The sequence below is a fragment of the Shewanella ulleungensis genome, from assembly GCF_014648315.1.
Taxonomy (GTDB): Bacteria; Pseudomonadota; Gammaproteobacteria; order Enterobacterales; family Shewanellaceae; genus Shewanella; species Shewanella ulleungensis.
On sequence record NZ_BMQW01000011.1, the window covers coordinates 36727 to 55565 of the forward strand.

General features: G+C 42.3%; 11 protein-coding genes. 4 read left to right on the top strand and 7 right to left on the bottom strand.

Going from position 1 to position 18839, the window contains the following annotated elements; translation table 11 throughout:
- Positions 1–19 precede the first annotated feature (19 nt).
- From IEY40_RS17080 to IEY40_RS17105, 6 genes are all read right to left on the bottom strand, one after another.
- Complete coding sequence (locus IEY40_RS17080; protein ID WP_188958322.1) at positions 20–1732, bottom strand: hydantoinase B/oxoprolinase family protein; 1713 nt, start codon at positions 1730–1732, stop codon at positions 20–22.
- Between the two features lie 17 nt (positions 1733–1749).
- Positions 1750–3807, bottom strand: coding sequence for a hydantoinase/oxoprolinase family protein (locus IEY40_RS17085; protein ID WP_188958324.1), 2058 nt, complete (start codon positions 3805–3807; stop codon positions 1750–1752).
- 57 nt (positions 3808–3864) lie between these two features.
- A complete protein-coding gene (locus IEY40_RS17090; protein WP_188958326.1) occupies positions 3865–6024 on the bottom strand; it encodes a TonB-dependent receptor in 2160 nt (719 codons plus the stop codon).
- A 346-nt stretch (positions 6025–6370) separates the two neighbouring features.
- Positions 6371–7375: a sensor domain-containing diguanylate cyclase gene (locus IEY40_RS17095; protein WP_229777147.1), complete on the bottom strand. Its 1005-nt coding sequence runs from the start codon at positions 7373–7375 to the stop codon at positions 6371–6373.
- A gap of 120 nt (positions 7376–7495) precedes the next feature.
- Positions 7496–8980: a Re/Si-specific NAD(P)(+) transhydrogenase subunit beta gene (pntB, locus tag IEY40_RS17100; RefSeq protein ID WP_188958330.1), complete on the bottom strand. Its 1485-nt coding sequence runs from the start codon at positions 8978–8980 to the stop codon at positions 7496–7498.
- 11 nt (positions 8981–8991) lie between these two features.
- Complete coding sequence (locus IEY40_RS17105; RefSeq protein ID WP_188958331.1) at positions 8992–10521, bottom strand: Re/Si-specific NAD(P)(+) transhydrogenase subunit alpha; 1530 nt, start codon at positions 10519–10521, stop codon at positions 8992–8994.
- A 466-nt stretch (positions 10522–10987) separates the two neighbouring features.
- On the opposite strand from IEY40_RS17105, the gene IEY40_RS17110 reads away from it, so the two are divergent.
- From IEY40_RS17110 to IEY40_RS17125, 4 genes are all read left to right on the top strand, one after another.
- Complete coding sequence (locus tag IEY40_RS17110; RefSeq protein WP_188958332.1) at positions 10988–12778, top strand: assimilatory sulfite reductase (NADPH) flavoprotein subunit; 1791 nt, start codon at positions 10988–10990, stop codon at positions 12776–12778.
- Positions 12779–12849: 71 nt separating this feature from the next.
- Complete coding sequence (gene cysI, locus IEY40_RS17115) at positions 12850–14541, top strand: assimilatory sulfite reductase (NADPH) hemoprotein subunit (protein WP_188958333.1); 1692 nt, start codon at positions 12850–12852, stop codon at positions 14539–14541.
- The gene (locus tag IEY40_RS17120; protein ID WP_188958334.1) at positions 14534–15325 is read left to right on the top strand and encodes a phosphoadenylyl-sulfate reductase; all 792 of its coding nucleotides are present in this window, start codon (positions 14534–14536) and stop codon (positions 15323–15325) included. The genes cysI and IEY40_RS17120 overlap by 8 nt, the downstream gene beginning before the upstream one ends.
- Before the next feature lie 770 nt (positions 15326–16095).
- Positions 16096–17820 carry a hypothetical protein gene (locus tag IEY40_RS17125; RefSeq protein WP_188958335.1) on the top strand — a complete coding sequence of 575 codons (1725 nt, stop codon included), beginning with the start codon at positions 16096–16098 and terminating at the stop codon, positions 17818–17820.
- A 94-nt stretch (positions 17821–17914) separates the two neighbouring features.
- Here IEY40_RS17125 and IEY40_RS17130 read toward each other — a convergent pair whose 3' ends face one another.
- Positions 17915–18805 (bottom strand): phospholipase A, encoded by an 891-nt coding sequence (locus IEY40_RS17130; protein ID WP_188958337.1) that lies wholly within the window; start codon positions 18803–18805, stop codon positions 17915–17917.
- Positions 18806–18839 lie beyond the last annotated feature (34 nt).

The window sequence follows — 18839 nt, forward strand, 5'->3', positions numbered from 1 at the left end:
GTCTTAACATTCAATAAAATTACTGATTATATTGGTATATTTCTATAGCTTCCTGTTCGGAAATAAATCCATTAACAATATCTTTAGTGATAGATTGTGCTGAACGTTTTAATGGGTCTCCCCAACCGCCACCATTGCCAGTGACTAAGCGTATTAAGTCACCTTTCTCTAAAGGATATCGGCTTTTTCGACTGAATCTAGCTTTTTCATTGCCATCACTATCAATAATCGCGATATAGTTACAAGAACCGTTCTGGCCACCATTGGTTCCCCATGTTGGTGTGATCCCTCGACCAAAAAAGCTCGAAATATCAGCTCCATCACCTAATACGCGATACTCGAGAATAACCCCTTTACCACCGCGAAATTCACCACAACCAGCACTATCTGGATTGAATTCATAGCGCTCAACGCGAACACCATAACGCTCTTCAGTGATCTCTATGGGTATATTGCTCGTTTCGCCATTGCCAACACAGAACTGACCAGACTCACCATCTTTGATGATATTTGCTCCCCAACCACCGACTAATGGTTCAACCAACAAAAATGGTTCTTTTGTCAGAGGATTAATTCCCGATAAGCTTATTGTGCACACAGAGCCAAATTGACCTGCAGTTAATACATCTGGAATGGCAGAGGAGAGTGCTTTACGGATCACATCCGCTGCACAAACCATCGACTCAAAATAGGATGAAACAGGAGCAGGGCGCTGGGCTGTTAATATTGTGCCCTCTGGACACTCTACTCTAAGACGTCTAAAGCAACCGTCAGTAGCCGCTGCATTGGGCTTTACAACGCCCATAAATACTTCTCTCGCTGCCGAAATAAGCACACCCATAGTGCAATTAATTGGCCCAAGTGCTTGTTTTGACGAACCTGTAAAATCACAAATAAACTCTTCATCAGTGATAGTGACTTTGACTTTAATGACAAAGGGGCCGTGTCCCATACCATCTTCGTCGATAATGTCTTCAGCATAAAAGTCGCCTTTGGGTAACGTTTTAAACTTTTCAAACACCATGGTATCGCCGTGATCTAATAGTTTATCAATTGCTGTTAATGTTGTTTCTTGTCCATATTTTTCTATCAAAGATAAAAAGCGCTGCTCACCGACTTTTAATGATGCCGCACAGGCTTTTAAATCACCCAAGGTCATTTCCGGTAAGCGCACATTTGCTTCAATCAAATCTAACAGCGATTGATTTGCAATGCCTTTTTCATACACTTTGATACCAGGAAACTGAAGGCCTTCTTGGTAAATAGAGGTTGCATCAGCACTGTAGCTTCCAGGGTCTTTGCCGCCAACTTCAGTCCAATGCGCTTTATTTGCTGTCCATGCAACCAATGTATGCTGATAAAATATAGGACGGATCATACACACATCGGATAGATGAGTGCCTCCGCCTGAGTATGGGTCATTTAAGATGAATACATCATCGGCATAAATATTATTGGCATCAAACTTTTCAATGATGCGCTGCACTGCAGCGTCGAGTGTTCCTATAAAACCCGGAATACCGTTACCTTGTGATATTAATCGCCCATGGGCATCTGTCACCCCAATACCATAATCTAATGATTCATAAATAATGGGGCTTTTACTGCTGCGCTTCAACGCTAAAAACATTTCTTCGCCAATCGCGATTAAGGCATTTTTAATGATTTCTATAGTAAAAATATCAACAGATTTAGGCTGCTGAGGTTCCTTGTTGGCTTGAATTATTGTCATGTTTAAAGTCCTTTAACTTAATACGTTAAGTGGATATGTATGCCACCAAAAGCATCTATTTCTACTTTGTTGTCGGGCAGAATGACTGTCGTAGTCGTTGGTTCTTCAATAATGGCTGGCCCTGAGAATTTCATACCGTGAGTCAATAATTCACGATTATAAAGAGGGGTGTTGTGGGTTCCCAATTCATCGAAATCGACATCGCGTTGGCCAATAATCGCAGTAGAGGCATCTGCACTTTCGCTTTTTGCTACTGGGGTAATTTCAGCTTTATCTAATAGACCAAATGCAACCAAATGAATGTTGACAATTTCTATCGCTGAATCTTCAAGATTGAAGGTATATTCTTGCTCATGAGCTTGATGAAAACGTTGGGATAAAGTATCAATAAATTCTTTATTTTCGAGCGTTAATCCAGGAACAGGTATTTTTACGGTATGTTCTTGGCCATGATAACGAGCATCAACATAAAGCTCTAACATCACTTTATCTTCACTAAAACCATCTTCTTTGTAGTCTGCTAATGCATTGGTTATCACGCCATCAAAAGCTTTACCAATGTCTGTTTTGCTATCATGGGTAATACTGATTTTATGGGTGTGAATATAATCTCGACGTAAATCAAGCATCAGCATTCCCCATGCTGAAAACACGCCAGCAAAGGGCGGAATAATGACCTTTCGAACATTAAGTTCTTTTGCTAGCGCAGTGGCGTGTAAAGCCCCGCCGCCGCCGAATGCCATCAGTGAAAAGTCGCGTGGATCAAAACCTCTGTTTACCGAAATAAGCTTAAGGGCATTAACCATGTTTGAATTTGCAATTTTCAATACACCATGTGCAATTTCCATGGCGGTGACACCAAGCGTATCACCGAGCTTTTTGAAGGCGTTATGCACAGCTTGTTGAGCCGGTTTGATTTCTCCACCCGCAAAGTTGTCGGGATTAATTCGTCCTGTATAAAGATTGGCATCTGTTGTCGTCGGTTCTGTACCATTACGACCATAAGCCACAGGTCCTGGCGTTGAACCGGCACTTTTTGGCCCTACATGTAAACTACCTGCAGCATCTATCCAGGCAATACTGCCCCCACCATTACCTATTTCAACGATATCAATTACGGGGGTTTTTATGGGATAACCTGCTGTGCTCTGTGTTTTCTCGAGCATGTATTCGGTGGTGATCCGCGTTTCACCTTGGTTAATGAGTGAGCATTTTGCTGTTGTACCTCCAATATCTAAAGCTAGCAGGTTTTCGTCACCGATAACTTTACCGTATGCTACAGCGCCTAAAATCCCGCCTACAGGGCCTGACTCTACAAGTGTAATAGGGTTTTTACAGGCGGCCTTTAAGGTTGCAATACCGCCATTTGACTGCATGATGTAAGGTGCATTTTTTAATCCCTTTTCGGCGAGCTTTTCATTCAGTTTATTTAAGTATTGCTGAGCGGGTGGGAGCACATATGCTGATAATACTGTGGTGTTCGTTCGCTCATATTCTCTCCACTCCGATGAAATTTCATAAGAGGCAATAACATCCACTTCAGGCCAGTATTGTTGGATCGCTATTACGGCTGCTTTTTCATGCTCTTTATTCAAATAAGAATGTAAAAAACACACCGCAATAGCCTGAATATCTAGGGATTTAAAGTACGTTAAGATCTCTGGTAATAATGAGAGATCAAGCGGCGTTATTTCTCGGCCTAAATGGTCTAAGCGTCCGGGGAGTTCTCTGCGTAAATGGCGCTCAACAAAAGGCGTTGGTTTTTGATAGCAATTGTTAAAAATATCAGGGGTGTTACCCCGGGCTATTTCTAACACATCGCGAAATCCTTGAGTGGTAATTAACGCTGTTTTCACACCTTTACGCTCGGTAATCGCGTTGATAACCACGGTTGAACCGTGTGCAAAAAAGTCGACATCGGCTAACGATATATTTGCTTTATCAACAGTATTGATCACCCCTTGCTCAAAATTAGGTGGGGTAGTATCACTTTTAACCGCTTTTACTGTGCCTTGTTCAATGTAAACAAGATCAGTAAACGTACCACCGACATCAGTCGCAACTCTAATCGTCATAATAATCTCTTTAAATAAATCAGAAAGGGTCGCCATATACATGGGCGACCCTAAAACCTAGAATGAATACTTAGCTTGAACCCCAACTTGTCGAGGGCTGTTTTGCATACGAATTAATGGGTTGTATAGGAATACTGTTTCTGGAGATTGCTCATCTAAGATATTGTTGGCAAACAATGAAACTGACCACGACTCATTATTGACGGTGAAATTAGCGTTGAGGTAGGTGTGAGAGTCTGTTTCTCCGGTATCATCATTGTAGATATCAAAGCTTCTTGGCCCGACAGTGTTAAATGCTAAGCGTGAGCTTAGTAACCAGTCTTTATGTAATTCAGTGTAATGAGTAATAGAGCCATTAAAGTTAAACTTAGATACGTAAGGCATTGTACCACCTTCAGTTTCTTGTAAATCACGTCCTGATAAGATGTCAGTTCCTTTATTTTCAGTTATTTCGTTATCAATATAGCCAGCCCCAAAAGACACTTTAATGTCTTCAGTCACATTGGCTGATAACTCTAGTTCTAATCCATTAATGATCACTTCATCGATATTTAAGTTTTCTAGGGTGAAAGTAGACGGGTTTAAACGCGTAAACTGAGCATCTTGCTGAACAATTCTAAAGGCCGCTAGATTTAACCAAATGGTGTCATCAAGCCAAGTTGTTTTAGAGCCAATTTCAATTGTGTCGGACACTTCTTTATCATATTGACGATTGACGGTAGGTGAGTATTCATTAAAACCACCACTTCTGAAGCCTTTTGAATAGGTGGTGTAAAGTAAAACATCGGGTGTATATTGCCAAGCAAGTGAGGCTTTAGGTTGGAGTTGGCTATAGGTTTGTTCGGCTTTTGATGCCGCTTTATCGCGTTCATCATATGCTTCGCGTGTTTCTGAGTCATACCTTAATGCAAATGTTAACTCTAAATCATCGGTAATATCATAATTACCTTGTCCAAAAAAGGCATAGGCGTAACTGTCTAGGACTGTTTTTTCACCTTCTAATACCAGAGAAGGATCTGAAGCCATTAGTGCTTTTACATCATTGTAGGTCACAAGTTCTGTTGGTGTGACATCAATAACCTGGTTATATGAAACATACCTGTCTTTTGTTTCTGCAAAACTGCCTAAGGCCCAACTAAATCCATCGTTGCTCTCTGAAACAAATCTCACTTCGAGATTCTCTGAACTTTCTTTTATCGGGTTGATTTGTGTTATTGGGAAATAAAAGTTTTCCTCGCTTGCGTCGGAGTGAGTAAAATCACCATCAGCAAAAAACTCAATATCTGAATCATTTGCAGAAAGCACTACCACCAATTTACCTAGGTCAAATTGACTTTCCAGTTTAGAGGATAAAAACCACATTTCTGAAATATCTTCACCGATTGCATTGCTATCGTTTTCAATACTAAAATCTTCTAACTCGTCAGCGGAAATCCTCGCCATATAATTACTACCCTGTCTACTGTTGGAGTAGTTACCTTGAAAAGTGATATCTGTATCGTCAGTCATCAAATAGTGAAGCATTCCCTGGAAGCCATATGCGCTGTCAACAAAGTCGACATCTTCGTTGAAGTGAGCATTATCTATTTGCCCATCACTGTCGCGATAGTTTGCAGATATACGGTAATAAAGTTTGTCTTCAATGACAGCGCCACTCAAGGCTGAATTTAGCTTAACTTCATTCCCTTCGGCATATGATGCCTGTACTGAACCTTCAGTTTCATCGGTTGGGGCTTTAGTGATGATATTAACCGCTCCACCGATAGCATTTTTTCCATAGAGTGCCCCTTGAGGGCCTCTTAGGACTTCAATGCGTTCAATGTTATGCAATCCCTGGTTTATAAATTCTAAATTGGGTACGGTTACTCCATCAACCACATAGGCAATTGGAGCTTCACCTACTTGAGGAGTTATTAGGCCACGAACGGTGATGAAATTTAAACCAGAGCGAAAGTTTTTAGATACATCAAGATTAGGTGTCAGGGCGGCAAAATCTTTGATTGTCTCTATTCTTGCTTGGGCAACTTCAGAAGCATTTATGACAGTGACTGAGTCTGGGATTTGTTGCAGTGTTTCCACTCGCCCGCGAGAAGTCACAACGATCTTTTCCATTTCGGCATTCTCTGCCTCCTGCGCATAAGCATGGTTTGTGACAACCAATGAATTTGCAATGGCGAGTGCGAGTGTCGTCTGAAAAAAAAGCTTACATCTGCTCATACCTTTCCCCTGTAATATTATTATCGCTTTCTGATTTTCGTTAACTATAACCTAACGTGTTTTTAACAAAAAAATTACGATGATTAAGTAGTTGAAACAAAAATAATTGCTTAATTTTGTATTGAAAACGAAGGATATGTTTTGAACATTCAGGGTGTGTTATTGAATTTATCGTGAATATAAACTGTCGAGTTGGATTTTGACTTTGATAATGTTAATTAAAATTCAAGCTGACAACAGTAAGGTCGAACAGTAAATTAACATCAATTTGATTATGCTAAATTCTGTCGGCGGGAATGATTTGTCGACGATTAATATCGTCTTATGTGAGGGGGCAAGGCAAATTTCACCAAAATAAAAAGTTGTGTTTCCCGTGTTTTTTGACGCTATACATGGCTTTGTCTGCTTGCTCACACACGTTAGCAAATTCATCGAGTTCGTCAAATAAACTAATGCCTATACTCAGCCCTATGCTTACTGTTTCTCCGTCGAGTTTGAGTGGCTGTCGATATAAGTCCAGTAGCTTTTTGGCCAGCAGAGTTAATAAATCAATATCGTAACATTGAGTTAAAATAACAAATTCATCACCACCAAAGCGGGCAATATGAAAACTATATTGTTTACTTGCTGTATCGGGTGGGGAAAAAATCTGTTGGCATATGTGGGTGAGGTCTTTGGCAATATGAATAAGTAAACTGTCGCCATAACGATGGCCTAAATGGTCGTTAATGATTTTAAAACCGTCAAGATCGATAAAGCATAATGCGCCGAGATGATGTTTATCTTTTTGCTGTTTTTCTTGTTCAAAGGCGGTCACTAGCGCGGTACGATTGAGTAAGTTTGTGAGCGGATCGCGGTGAGCGAGTTTGGCTAAATCTTCTTCGTAGCGCTTTTCTTTGGTGACATCAATGTGCGTTCCCATAATGCGCAATGGGTTGCCGTTAATATCGTGTTCAATAATTCTTCCACGGTCCGACACCCATGCCACTGTGCCATCTTTGTGGATCATGCGGTGCACTGCTTCATAGGTTTCAGCTTTGCCTGCGACATGACTTTCAAATGCTGCTATTACCCAGTCTTTGTCTTCTGGATGTAAGTTGTTTTTCCAACTGTCGATATGGGCAGGAAGTTCTTGACGAGTAAAACCGAGTAGGTGCCCCCATTGTTGGTTGAAAATGGTCAGGTTTCCGCTAGGGATGTGTTGTTCCCACAGGCATAACCCTGTGCCATCAAGGGCAGCATTCAATTGCTCATTTACCCTTTTGTTCACCAGGGTAAGATGGCTATTCTCACGCTCTAGTTGCTTTATTTTGAGCTTACATTGCTCAAGTTCAAGCTGCAGCTGAGTCATGTTGTCCTGCAATGCCATTGATAACCGGTAATCCTTTAAAGTCATAGCAATATAGTTTAGCTAACTTTTAGATAAAAAAATACCAGCTAATGAGCTGGTATTTTATCAATAACTTAGATGTTAAAGCGCTTTTAGAATTGCTTCTACGCTGTCTTTGGCATCGCCAAATAACATTTGGGTATTGTCTTTAAAGAACAATGGATTTTGCACGCCAGCATAGCCCGTGTTCATTGAACGCTTAAATCCAATGACATTTTGCGCTTTCCACACTTCGAGTACTGGCATACCTGCGATTGGACTACTTGGATCTTCCATCGCAGCAGGGTTAACCGTATCGTTTGCGCCAATAACCAATACTGTGTCAGTGCTGCTAAAGTCTTCGTTGATTTCGTCCATTTCTAGCACGATATCGTAAGGGACTTTAGCTTCAGCCAATAGTACGTTCATGTGACCGGGTAAGCGCCCTGCAACAGGGTGAATACCAAAGCGAACTTTAATGCCTAAAGCACGCAATTTCTTGGTGATTTCAGCCACAGGATATTGTGCTTGAGCAACCGCCATACCATAACCTGGAGTGATGATGACTGAGTCTGATGCTTTAAGCATATCAGCGACATCTTCAGCGGTTGTTTCACGGTATTCGCCCACAGTGTCATCACCAGTTGATGCCACGCTGTCGTTACCAAAGCCGCCGGCAATCACTGAAATGAACGAGCGGTTCATGGCTTTACACATAATGTAAGACAGAATCGCACCTGACGAACCCACTAAGGCACCGACAACAATCAGTAAATCATTAGATAACATGAAACCTGCCGCCGCTGCTGCCCAACCTGAATATGAGTTGAGCATTGACACGACAACTGGCATATCTGCGCCACCAATTGATGCGACTAAATGCCAACCAAATGCAAAGGCAATTAAGGTCATCAAAATGAGTGGTGTTACTGCGCCGCCCGCTTGAACAAACATCACCATCAAAATGAATGAAACCACTACGGCAAGCAGATTAAGCTTGTGGCGATGCGGTAACATTAATGCTTTTGATGAAATCAGTCCGCGTAATTTAGCAAACGCCACAATAGAACCCGTAAAGGTCACTGCACCGATAAACACGCCTAAAAACACTTCAACTAAGTGAATGTTTAACATTGCACCGGTTAGGTGTTCGGCTTGTTGTACTGTATTGGCTTCGATAAATGCCGCTTTTGCCGTTGCAAGCGTGGTATTGAGGTCTTGCCCTAATACCAACACGACTTCAGACACTTCATGGGGCTGAATATCAATAAAGCTGTTAAAGCCTACCAATACCGCAGCTAAACCAACAAAGCTGTGCAAAATGGCGACCAGCTCTGGCATTTCAGTCATTTCGACTTTCAATGCTAAGCGGATACCAATTGAACCACCAATAACCATGGCAAGAATGATCCATTCTACGCCGCTCGTAGCAGGATTGAGTATGGTAGCTGCAAGCGCAATCGCCATACCAATAATGCCAAATAAATTACCATTTTTAGCCGTTTCTTGTTTTGATAACCCAGCTAAGCTGAGAATAAAAAATACCGCGGCAACGATATAAGATGCTGTAACCAGTCCTTGAGACACGATATTACCCCTTAATCTTTACGGAACATCTTCAGCATACGCTGAGTGACGGTAAAGCCGCCAAAGATGTTAATACTGGCGATAAGCACCGCGACAAACGCAAGTGCAGTGACAAGTGCTGAGCCTTGACCTATTTGCAACAGCGCACCGACCACAATAATGCCTGAAATGGCGTTAGTGACTGACATTAATGGTGTATGTAACGCATGAGACACGTTCCATACAACGTAATAACCCACTACGCACGACAAAATAAACACGGTAAAGTGTGATAAAAACTCAGCTGGTGCCACAGAGGCTACGGCAGCAAAACCGGCAATCCCCAGGGCGCCTAAAATGTACTTGAGTTTAGACGGAGCTTTTTCAACTTTAGCCGCTTTAGGCTCTGAACTCGCTGCTGGTTTTGCTGGTGCTGCAGACACTGAAATAGCCGGAGGTGGGAAAGTTATTTCTCCGCCACGGGTTACCGTCATGTTACGCATTACAACATCATCAAAATCCAGTATTGCGTTACCGTCTTTTGCTTTACACATTAATTTCATCAAGTTGACTAAGTTAGTGCCATAAAGTTGTGACGATTGCGCCGGTAAACGGCCTGGTAGATCGGTATAACCTAGCACTTTAACGCCATTGTCTGTGATAAAGCGCTCACCAGTGACGGTATATTCACAGTTACCGCCAGTAGCTGCTGCTAAATCGACAATCACTGAACCCGGTTTCATGGTGTCTACCATGTCTTTGGTGATCAGTTTTGGCGCAGGGCGACCGGGAATTAATGCGGTGGTAATAATAATGTCGACGTCTTTGGCTTGCTCAGCAAATAATGCCATTTCAGCAGCAATAAACTCATCGCTCATGACTTTTGCGTAGCCGTCAGATGATCCGCCTTCTTTGTTTTCGAACTCAAGCTTTAAGAAACTGCCGCCCATTGACTCAATTTGCTCTGCTACTTCTAAGCGAGTATCAAATGCGCGAACGATAGCCCCTAGTGAGCCCGCTGTGCCAATAGCGGCAAGACCGGCTACACCTGCACCAATAACCAATACCTTGGCTGGTGGCACTTTACCTGCAGCGGTAATTTGTCCTGTAAAGAAACGGCCAAACTCGTGTGCGGCCTCAACGACTGCACGATAACCACCAATATTAGCCATTGACGATAATGCGTCTAGTGATTGGGCGCGTGAAATGCGCGGCACCATGTCCATTGCCATTACGGTAATATTTTGACTTGAAAGTTTTTCAACTAACTCAGGGTTCTGTGCTGGCCAAATAAAGCTGACCAATGTCGTGCCCGGTTTTATTTTTGCAATTTCGCTATCGGTTGGTGCATTCACTTTAAAAATAAAGTCTGCTTGATACACATCGTCAACTACATCCGCCCCAGCGGCTTCAAATGCAGCATTATCAAAGCTCGACTTTACACCTGCCTGTGCTTCGACTGCCACACTAAAGCCGAGTTTTTTTAGCTGTACCACAGTGGCTGGAGTCGCCGCGACTCGAGTTTCACCTTCGATACTTTCTCTCGGTATTCCAATCTGCATGACTGTTTCCTGATGGTTAATAAAAAGACCGTCTATTGCTGTCCCCATCAATAGACCATTGTGTTTGAGTATTACTTGCTTCACATGGGCACTTATAGGATAGAAAAAGTGCAGCATATGACCATTGAAGTCGGGTAAACTATTTAACCAATGGCATTGCTATGACATCGCGATATCATATTCATATGTCGTTTTACTCAGAGAACAATCAACCTGATAGTTTTTCATTAGTTAATTGGACCTCCTAGCTTGCGACATGAGGCGTGTTCGGTACAAGTGCCTAAGGGCTAATTCCTTGGTTTTAAATCGAGGTAATTTAAAAACTTTTAACTCCGCCACACTTTTGTAGCCTAAAAAAAACACCTTTGCATATTCCTAAATGGAATAAAAAATTATCTTTTATTCTTTTTTGGTTTCCGAACCTAGTAGTAAGCTAACTCACATTACACTGTTATAAGGCCGTCTTATGTTGTTAAAAGAACTTTCAGCGCTAGCATCGCCATTGTCTCAAGGGCAAGTCGACAAGCTAAAACAATTCACATCAGAATTATCGTCTGTGCAACTTGCATGGGTTAGTGGTTATTTGGCAGCAAGTGCAAGTCAGGGCCAAACAGCAGGCACGCCTGTTGCAGAGACTTCTGCAGCACAAACCGTGACCATTTTATATGGTAGCCAAACGGGTAATGGCCGAGGTGTCGCGCAGGCATTAGCTGCTAAAGCACAGGCACAAGGTTATGCTGTTAATCTAACTTCAATGGGCGAATATAACGTTCGCCAATTGAAGCAAGAAACGGTGTTATTGCTTGTTGTGAGTACCCACGGTGAAGGTGAAGCACCGGATGATGCCATTGAGCTGCATAAGTTTTTAGCCTCAAAACGTGCGCCTAAATTAGATAACTTACATTACTCTGTTTTGGCGTTAGGCGACTCAAGCTATGAGTTCTTCTGTCAAACCGGTAAAGACTTTGACGCTCGCCTAAGTGCTCTTGGTGCTAAAGCATTACTGCCTCTCGTTGAATGTGATGTTGATTACGAAGATGCAGCTGCGCAATGGCAAGACAGTGTAGTCGAAGCTGCTAAGCCTCACATTCAAACCTCAGGTGCCAGCGTAACCGCTATCGGTGCAACTGCTGCTATTGGTGAAAGCCAATATACTAAGCAAAACCCATACAGCGCTGAAGTGCTAGTAAGCCAAAAAATTACTGGTCGTGATTCAGACCGTGACGTACGCCATGTTGAGATTGATTTGGGCGAGTCAGGGTTAACGTACCAAGTGGGTGACGCATTAGGCGTATGGTTTAGTAACAACGAAGCCTTAGTGGATGAAGTGATTAACGGCCTTGGCCTAGCGGCTGACGAAAACGTCACAGTATCTAAAGAGTCATATTCATTGAAAGCGGCGTTAACCGATAAGAAAGAATTAACCCAGTTATACCCAGGTCTTGTTAAGTCTTGGGCTGAGTTGAGCGGTAATGCAGAGCTTGCAGCAATTTGTGAAGACAAAGAGCAAACTAGACAATTTATATTATCAAACCAGTTAGCCGACTTAATTGCAGCCTATCCTGCTAAGATCGGTGCAACACAGCTAGTTGATATGTTGCGTCCATTAACACCACGCTTGTATTCAATTGCCTCAAGTCAGGCTGAAGTAGAATCTGAAGTGCATTTAACGGTTGCATTAGTTGAAGATGAACGTCAAGGACACGCTCGTTTTGGCGGAGCGTCGCACTTTTTAGCATCAGCAGAAGAGGGCCAACAAGTTAACGTTTATGTTGAGCCTAACAACCATTTCCGTTTACCAGAAAATCCAGAGACCCCAGTCATTATGGTTGGCCCTGGTACAGGTGTTGCGCCATTCCGCGCCTTTATGCAGCAACGCGCGGCAGACGGTGTAACGGGTAACAGTTGGCTATTCTTTGGTAACCCGCATTTTGAACAAGACTTTTTATATCAGGTTGAGTGGCAGCAGTATCTTAAAAACGGCGATTTATCACGTTTAGATGTGGCGTTCTCGCGCGATCAGGCCCATAAAGTGTATGTGCAGCATCGTATTGCTGAACAAGCTGAAACCTTATGGCAGTGGCTACAAGATGGCGCCCATGTGTATATTTGTGGTGATGCAGAACGCATGGCCAAAGACGTACATCAAGCATTAGTGAATATAGCAGTTGAACAAGGTGGCTTAAGCGCTGATGACGCCGAAGCGTACCTTGAAACACTGCGTAGTGAAAAACGTTACCAAAAAGACGTGTATTAAATTCGGTCTAGGTTAGTTTTCAATACCCAATCGCACTAATGAATTGAACAGAATTAAGAGAGGCCCAGGCCATGAGTGAGCAAAAGTTAGCAGTAAACGAATATTTAAAAATCGACAGTGATTACTTACGCGGCGATATCCAAGGTGGGTTAGATACCCAGGTGACCGGCTCGTTTAGCGATGGCGATCAGCAGTTAATTAAATTCCACGGTTTTTATCAGCAAGACGATCGCGATTTACGTAATGAGCGTAAAGAGCAAAAGCTAGAGCCTTTGCATAGCTTTATGCTGCGAGCTCGTGTACCTGGCGGTATCTGCACTCCAGCTCAATGGTTAGAAGTTGATAAAATTTCATCAACATTAACCACTTCAAACAGTATTCGTTTAACTACGCGCCAAACGTTTCAATACCACGGCATTCCTAAGCGTAATCTAAAAACCTTGATCCAAGGTCTTGATCGCGCAGCACTAGATTCTATTGCTGCTTGTGGTGACGTAAACCGTAACGTGATGTGTAATCCAAACCCGGTCGAATCTAAGTTACATGCGCAGGCTTACGCAGTTGCTAAGCATTTATCTGATCATTTATTACCACATACTCGCGCTTATGCTGAAATTTGGTTAGATGAAGAAAAGCTCTTAGGTACCGAAACCGTTGAACCTGTGTACGGCAAAACCTATTTACCACGTAAATTTAAAATGGCTGTTGCCGTTCCGCCTGATAACGATGTCGATGTTTATACCAATGACCTTGGTTTTATTGCCGTTGCAGAAGACGGTGAATTAGTCGGTTTTAACTTAGTTGCTGGCGGCGGCATGGGCTCTACCCACGGTGAAGTTGAAACTTTCCCACGTTTAGCTGATGACTTTGGTTTTATTAAAACTGACGATGTGACTAAATTTGCAGAAGCAGTCATGACAGTTCAGCGTGATTGGGGTAACCGTGTTGTTCGTAAACGTGCGCGTTTGAAGTACACCATTGTTGACCATGGATATGAGGCATTTAAAGCAGAAGTTGAAAAGCGTGCAGGGGTTAAATTTGAACCAAAGCGTGACGTCATCATAGGCGATCGTGGCGATCGTTATGGTTGGGTTGAAGGCATCGACAATAAGTTTCACTTAACGCTATTTATCGAAAGTGGCCGTATTAAAGATATGCCAGGTCAAACCTTGCAAACAGGCTTACGTGAAATTGCCAAAATTCATAAAGGTGATTTCCGCATGACATCGAATCAGAACATGATTATCGCCGGTGTCGCAGCAGAAGACAAAGCTGAAATTGAAGGTTTAGCACGTAAACATGGATTATTAGGCCAAGTATTAAGCGGTACTCGCGGGCACTCAATTGCTTGTGTAGCGTTACCTACATGCCCATTAGCCATGGCAGAAGCTGAGCGTTACTTCCCTGAATTTATCGACCACATTGATGCACTACAGGCTAAACATGGTATCAGCGAGCAATCAATTGTGGTGCGTATGACAGGTTGTCCAAACGGTTGTGCCCGTCCATTTGCCGCCGAAATTGGTTTAGTAGGTAAAGCGCCTGGCCGTTATAACTTGTATTTAGGCGCCAGCTTTGAAGGCACGCGTTTAAACAAAATGCATAAAGAAAACATTCAAGAAGCTGAAATTTTAGCTGAGTTGGATGCCTTGTTTGGCCGCTACGCTACAGAGCGCGATGCGGGCGAAACCTTTGGTAACTTCACAGTGCGCATTGGCGTTGTGAAGGCGGTTAATGACGCCGCTAAGGATTTTCATGCCTAATGAAGTGGTAACGACTGCATCGAAAGATGCAGACGTCGATCATAGTGTCACTCCCGCTCAACTGCAGGCGTTGTTATCAGCGCCTAAAGTTGAGCAAGTGGTCGCGCTCGAAAGCATTAACCAGTTTTTAGCGGGGTTAACGGCTCAAGAGCGTGTTGCTTGGGGTTTAGCTTACCTACCAGGTGAGCATGCGTTATCGTCAAGCTTTGGGATTCAAGGCGCGGTGATGTTGCATATGGTCACACAAGCGCAAAGTGATATCCCGGTGATTTTAACTGACACTGGTTATTTGTTTCCTGAGACTTACCAATTTATTGATAAGTTAACTGAACGTTTAAACCTCAACCTTAAAGTGTACCAAGCGGGTCAAACCCAGGCGTGGCAAGAAGCACGCTTTGGTAAGCTATGGGAGCAGGGGATTGACGGCCTAGAAAAGTATAACCGCATCAATAAAGTTGAACCTATGCAGCGTGCATTAGCTGAATTGAACGTAAATACTTGGTTTGCAGGTTTGCGTCGCAGCCAGTCGAGTACGCGTGAGGCGTTACCTATTTTAGCCATTAGTGGCAAACGGTTTAAGTTATTGCCCATCATTGAGTGGAGTAATAAAGACGTGCACATGTATTTGACTGAACATGACTTGCCATACCACCCATTGTGGGATCAAGGTTATGTGTCGGTAGGGGATACGCATTCAAGTAAGCCACTTGAACTTGGCATGAGCGAAGAAGAAACTCGTTTTAATGGTTTGCAACGCGAATGTGGTCTGCACTTCGATATTTAGCTTATCTTCTTTCATATGCATGATAGACAATTATCGTGCTATATCATTCATCTGCAGCTCGCAGATGAATGATAATCAAATGTTTGTGCGTATTTCGACTGCTTAGTAATTTCCTCTTTTTCTTCGATTTATATTTTGTCATACAAAAGTTTGAATTATTAGCTCAGCTTTGCTGAGCTTTAGTTCGATTTTTTGCTCAATTAATAGGATAAAACCGAGTGTGAATAAGCGTAAACAGGTGTAACAGTCGCCACATACCTCATGATGGTTTAGATGAAATTGCCGCGGTAAATGAAAATGGGTAAATTTTATTTAAATTTTCATGCATCAGTGCCGATAATAGTCTAGATTTAGAAGTTCCCGTAGACGGTTTTTGTGGACGTTTTGGGATTGTTTTTGCAATCCACGTACCTTCAAAAGCTTCGCTCGCATCCTCGAGCACTTTGATTGACTTGTTAGCGTATAAGCAATCATTTGAGTTAGCCCCGATAACCCTGATGTACATGGGTTATCGGGTAGCCTCTTAATCGTTAAATCACATCTCCTCTCTCTACGTCATCATTTATTTTGCTCAGCTATCGTCTAACTTCTTTGTTATTTTTTTGTTTATTTTTTGTTGTTAAGCCTCAGCTGATGCCAAATGGTTCAATTAATGTTAAATTAATGCGCTGTTTATCGATGTAATTGATAATTCGTACTTAGTTCAAATAAAATTTAACGCTAACTCATTTCATGGAAGAGTTAACAGTCATATAAATTGGAGTTTATAGATGAATAAAATGGCAATTGCTGCTGTGGTATTAGCCGTCGGTGCTGGTGGATATTTACTGACACAACAAGGATCATCAGTGGGTACAAGTGATCCAATGCTTGATTATATCCCAGCAGACACATTAGCGTTTTCAGGACAGTTAGCGCCATTTCCACTAAAAGACTATTTGTATAGCATTGCGGGCAATTACCAAGCTCAGGGTATTGATGAGTTACTTCAAATTGATGATAGCTCAAGCCCACAAGAGCGCTTTTTTGTAAGCCTATATAAGCAATACATGACATTGCTACCTACACCAGATGCATTGCTTAGCACTTATGGTTTAGCTGATTCGATAAAAAGTTATTTTTATACACTGGGTGCTTTGCCTGTGATGAAAACTCAGTTAAGTAATCCTGCTGCATTTTGGGCCGAGCTTGACCGTGCTGAGCAAGACAGCGGTTTAGTGCATACCACGGGTAAGGCTGGCGAAAGTGAATACCGCGCTTATGCGTTAACCGATGCAGATGACAAAGAGCAAATCAGTGTTATCTTTTCTGAAAAGCAAGGTTGGTTAACCGTCACGTTAAACACCTCGGTAAATGATGTGGCACTACTTGAAACTGCATTGAGTGAGAAAAAAGTAGATAACCCACTAAGTGGCACCACGATGTTGCAAGACATTGCTAAAACACATGGTTTTATGCAAGACAGTATCAGCTTTATTAACCATGTTGAACTGGTTAAAGGCTTAACAACCACTGACGGCAACATGCTTGCTAAACAAATTAGCAAAATGGCTGAAACACAAGGTGAAGATCCACTTGCCGAGCTGAAAACACCGACTTGCCAAGCGGAGTTTGCCGCTATTGCCGCTAACTGGCCACGCACAGTAATGGGGCTTAACAGTTACTCTATTAGCCGTGCAGAAAGCACCATTGATGCTGCGGTTGTGGTTGAAAGTAATAACCAAGTCATTTTGTCTGCATTGAACAAAATGCGCGGCTTTATTCCATCGTTTAATAATAGCGACCACGAGAATATTTTATCACTTGGATTAGGCATTGATGTTAATCAATTAGCGCCAGCATTGAACGAAATATGGAAAGACTTACAAACGCCAAGTTATCAGTGTGAAGCTCTTGCACAAATGCAGGGTGAGCTAGATGAATTAAATCCTGCAATGGTCGGTATGATGACCGGTATGGCCAACGGCGTTAAAGGTATGAGTGTTACGCTAGCTGATTACAAATTAGCGGAAACCAATGGTGAGCCAAGCTTTGAGAAGCTTGATGCCTTAATCAGTATTTCGGCTGATAATCCAATGATGTTAATTGATATGGCTAAGCCATTCTTCCCACCGTTGGCAAGTATTGATCTGAAAGACAATGGCGACCCAGTTGATATCACGCCAATGTTAATGCTACCTCCTGAGTATGGTGTCAGTGCAAAAGTGGCAATTAAAGGTAATCATCTAGTAGTTTACACTGGCGACAGAGGCACCGAATTGGCTGATGGCCTTTACAAACAAACATTAAACGCGAATGGATTTTTTGACTTTGCCGTCGATTATCAAAAAATGTTTATGCCGTTAGTGGACATGATTGAAATGAGCGGCGAGCCAATGCCAGAAGAGTTATCGGTATTAAAAGATTACGACATGCGTTTAAACATGTCTGTCGACTTTACTGATAAAGGCATTGTGATTGGTTCTAAAGTGAACAGCAAAGCCAGCGCTAAGTAGTTCAAAACTCGTTTTAATAAGTAAATAAAAAGGTGACCAAATTGGTCACCTTTTTTATATTTATCTAGAGTCCTGAGTATGTAATGAGTACGAGTTACAAAATATCGTTTAACGCAATACCAATACCAAAACGCTGATTATGGTGGTTGTAGTCGATAAGGCTTTCACCGTAACCATTAAAGTATTGAGTATATACGCGCAGATTACCGATAATCGGGTAACTCCAGGTTAACTCTACTGCACCACGATTTGGGGATTCAAAGTTATTGCGCAATAACATTGTAAATCGATGCTCATCTAGACCATAGACACCCGTGAGTTCAAAGTTACCCATATAATCGTTAATATCGGGGTTATCATCGCCATCCGCAGAATTAGGCATTTCTTTCTCATCTTCAGGAATACGCCACCATACTTTTAATCCTAGTGCGAATGGACCTTTATCAAATACGGCGCTGCCGTAAATACGGTTCCAGCTGCGTGATAATTCAGTCGTTTGCCCATTAGATTGATGGACCGCACCAAATCCTAAAAATGAATTAGTAAAACCGCCAATTTTCCAGTCGTTGTTAAACAACATAAACACTTCAGGTTCATGGTTAGTTTCACGAAACGGCGACGAAGCATCTTGGTTATAAACTTGCCAATAGGATTGATTGGTATAAGCAAAGAACAAATGACCGTTATCGCCAAACACGTTATACCAAACCGGAAACTTAAAACTGATTTGAAACTTAGCCTCTAACTTATCAATGTTAATGTCGTCGTCGGGATATTTCGCTTCGAATGGCCCAGGGTTAGTTCTGGTTTGATACGTTGCCGGTAATAGGTAGTTTGCTTTGTGCGGCGTCAGTACAAAAGGCTTTTCTGAGGTGGCTAGCTCTCTTTTAACGCGTTCTTCTACTAGTGAGTCTTCAGCAAATGCGGTGTTAATACTGCCTAGAAGCAACAGTGATATTCCAAGGTATTGAGTGCTTTTTATCATTGCATTATCCATTAGCAAAATTGTCAGTATGAAC

Coding starts and splice junctions, on each gene's coding strand:
- IEY40_RS17080 (WP_188958322.1), bottom strand. CDS start 1,732: ATGACAATAATTCAAGCCAACAAGGAACCTCAGCAGCCTAAATCTGTT.
- IEY40_RS17085 (WP_188958324.1), bottom strand. CDS start 3,807: ATGACGATTAGAGTTGCGACTGATGTCGGTGGTACGTTTACTGATCTT.
- IEY40_RS17090 (WP_188958326.1), bottom strand. CDS start 6,024: ATGAGCAGATGTAAGCTTTTTTTTCAGACGACACTCGCACTCGCCATT.
- IEY40_RS17095 (WP_229777147.1), bottom strand. CDS start 7,375: ATGACTCAGCTGCAGCTTGAACTTGAGCAATGTAAGCTCAAAATAAAG.
- IEY40_RS17105 (WP_188958331.1), bottom strand. CDS start 10,521: ATGCAGATTGGAATACCGAGAGAAAGTATCGAAGGTGAAACTCGAGTC.
- IEY40_RS17110 (WP_188958332.1), top strand. CDS start 10,988: ATGTTGTTAAAAGAACTTTCAGCGCTAGCATCGCCATTGTCTCAAGGG.
- cysI (WP_188958333.1), top strand. CDS start 12,850: ATGAGTGAGCAAAAGTTAGCAGTAAACGAATATTTAAAAATCGACAGT.
- IEY40_RS17120 (WP_188958334.1), top strand. CDS start 14,534: ATGCCTAATGAAGTGGTAACGACTGCATCGAAAGATGCAGACGTCGAT.
- IEY40_RS17125 (WP_188958335.1), top strand. CDS start 16,096: ATGAATAAAATGGCAATTGCTGCTGTGGTATTAGCCGTCGGTGCTGGT.
- IEY40_RS17130 (WP_188958337.1), bottom strand. CDS start 18,805: ATGATAAAAAGCACTCAATACCTTGGAATATCACTGTTGCTTCTAGGC.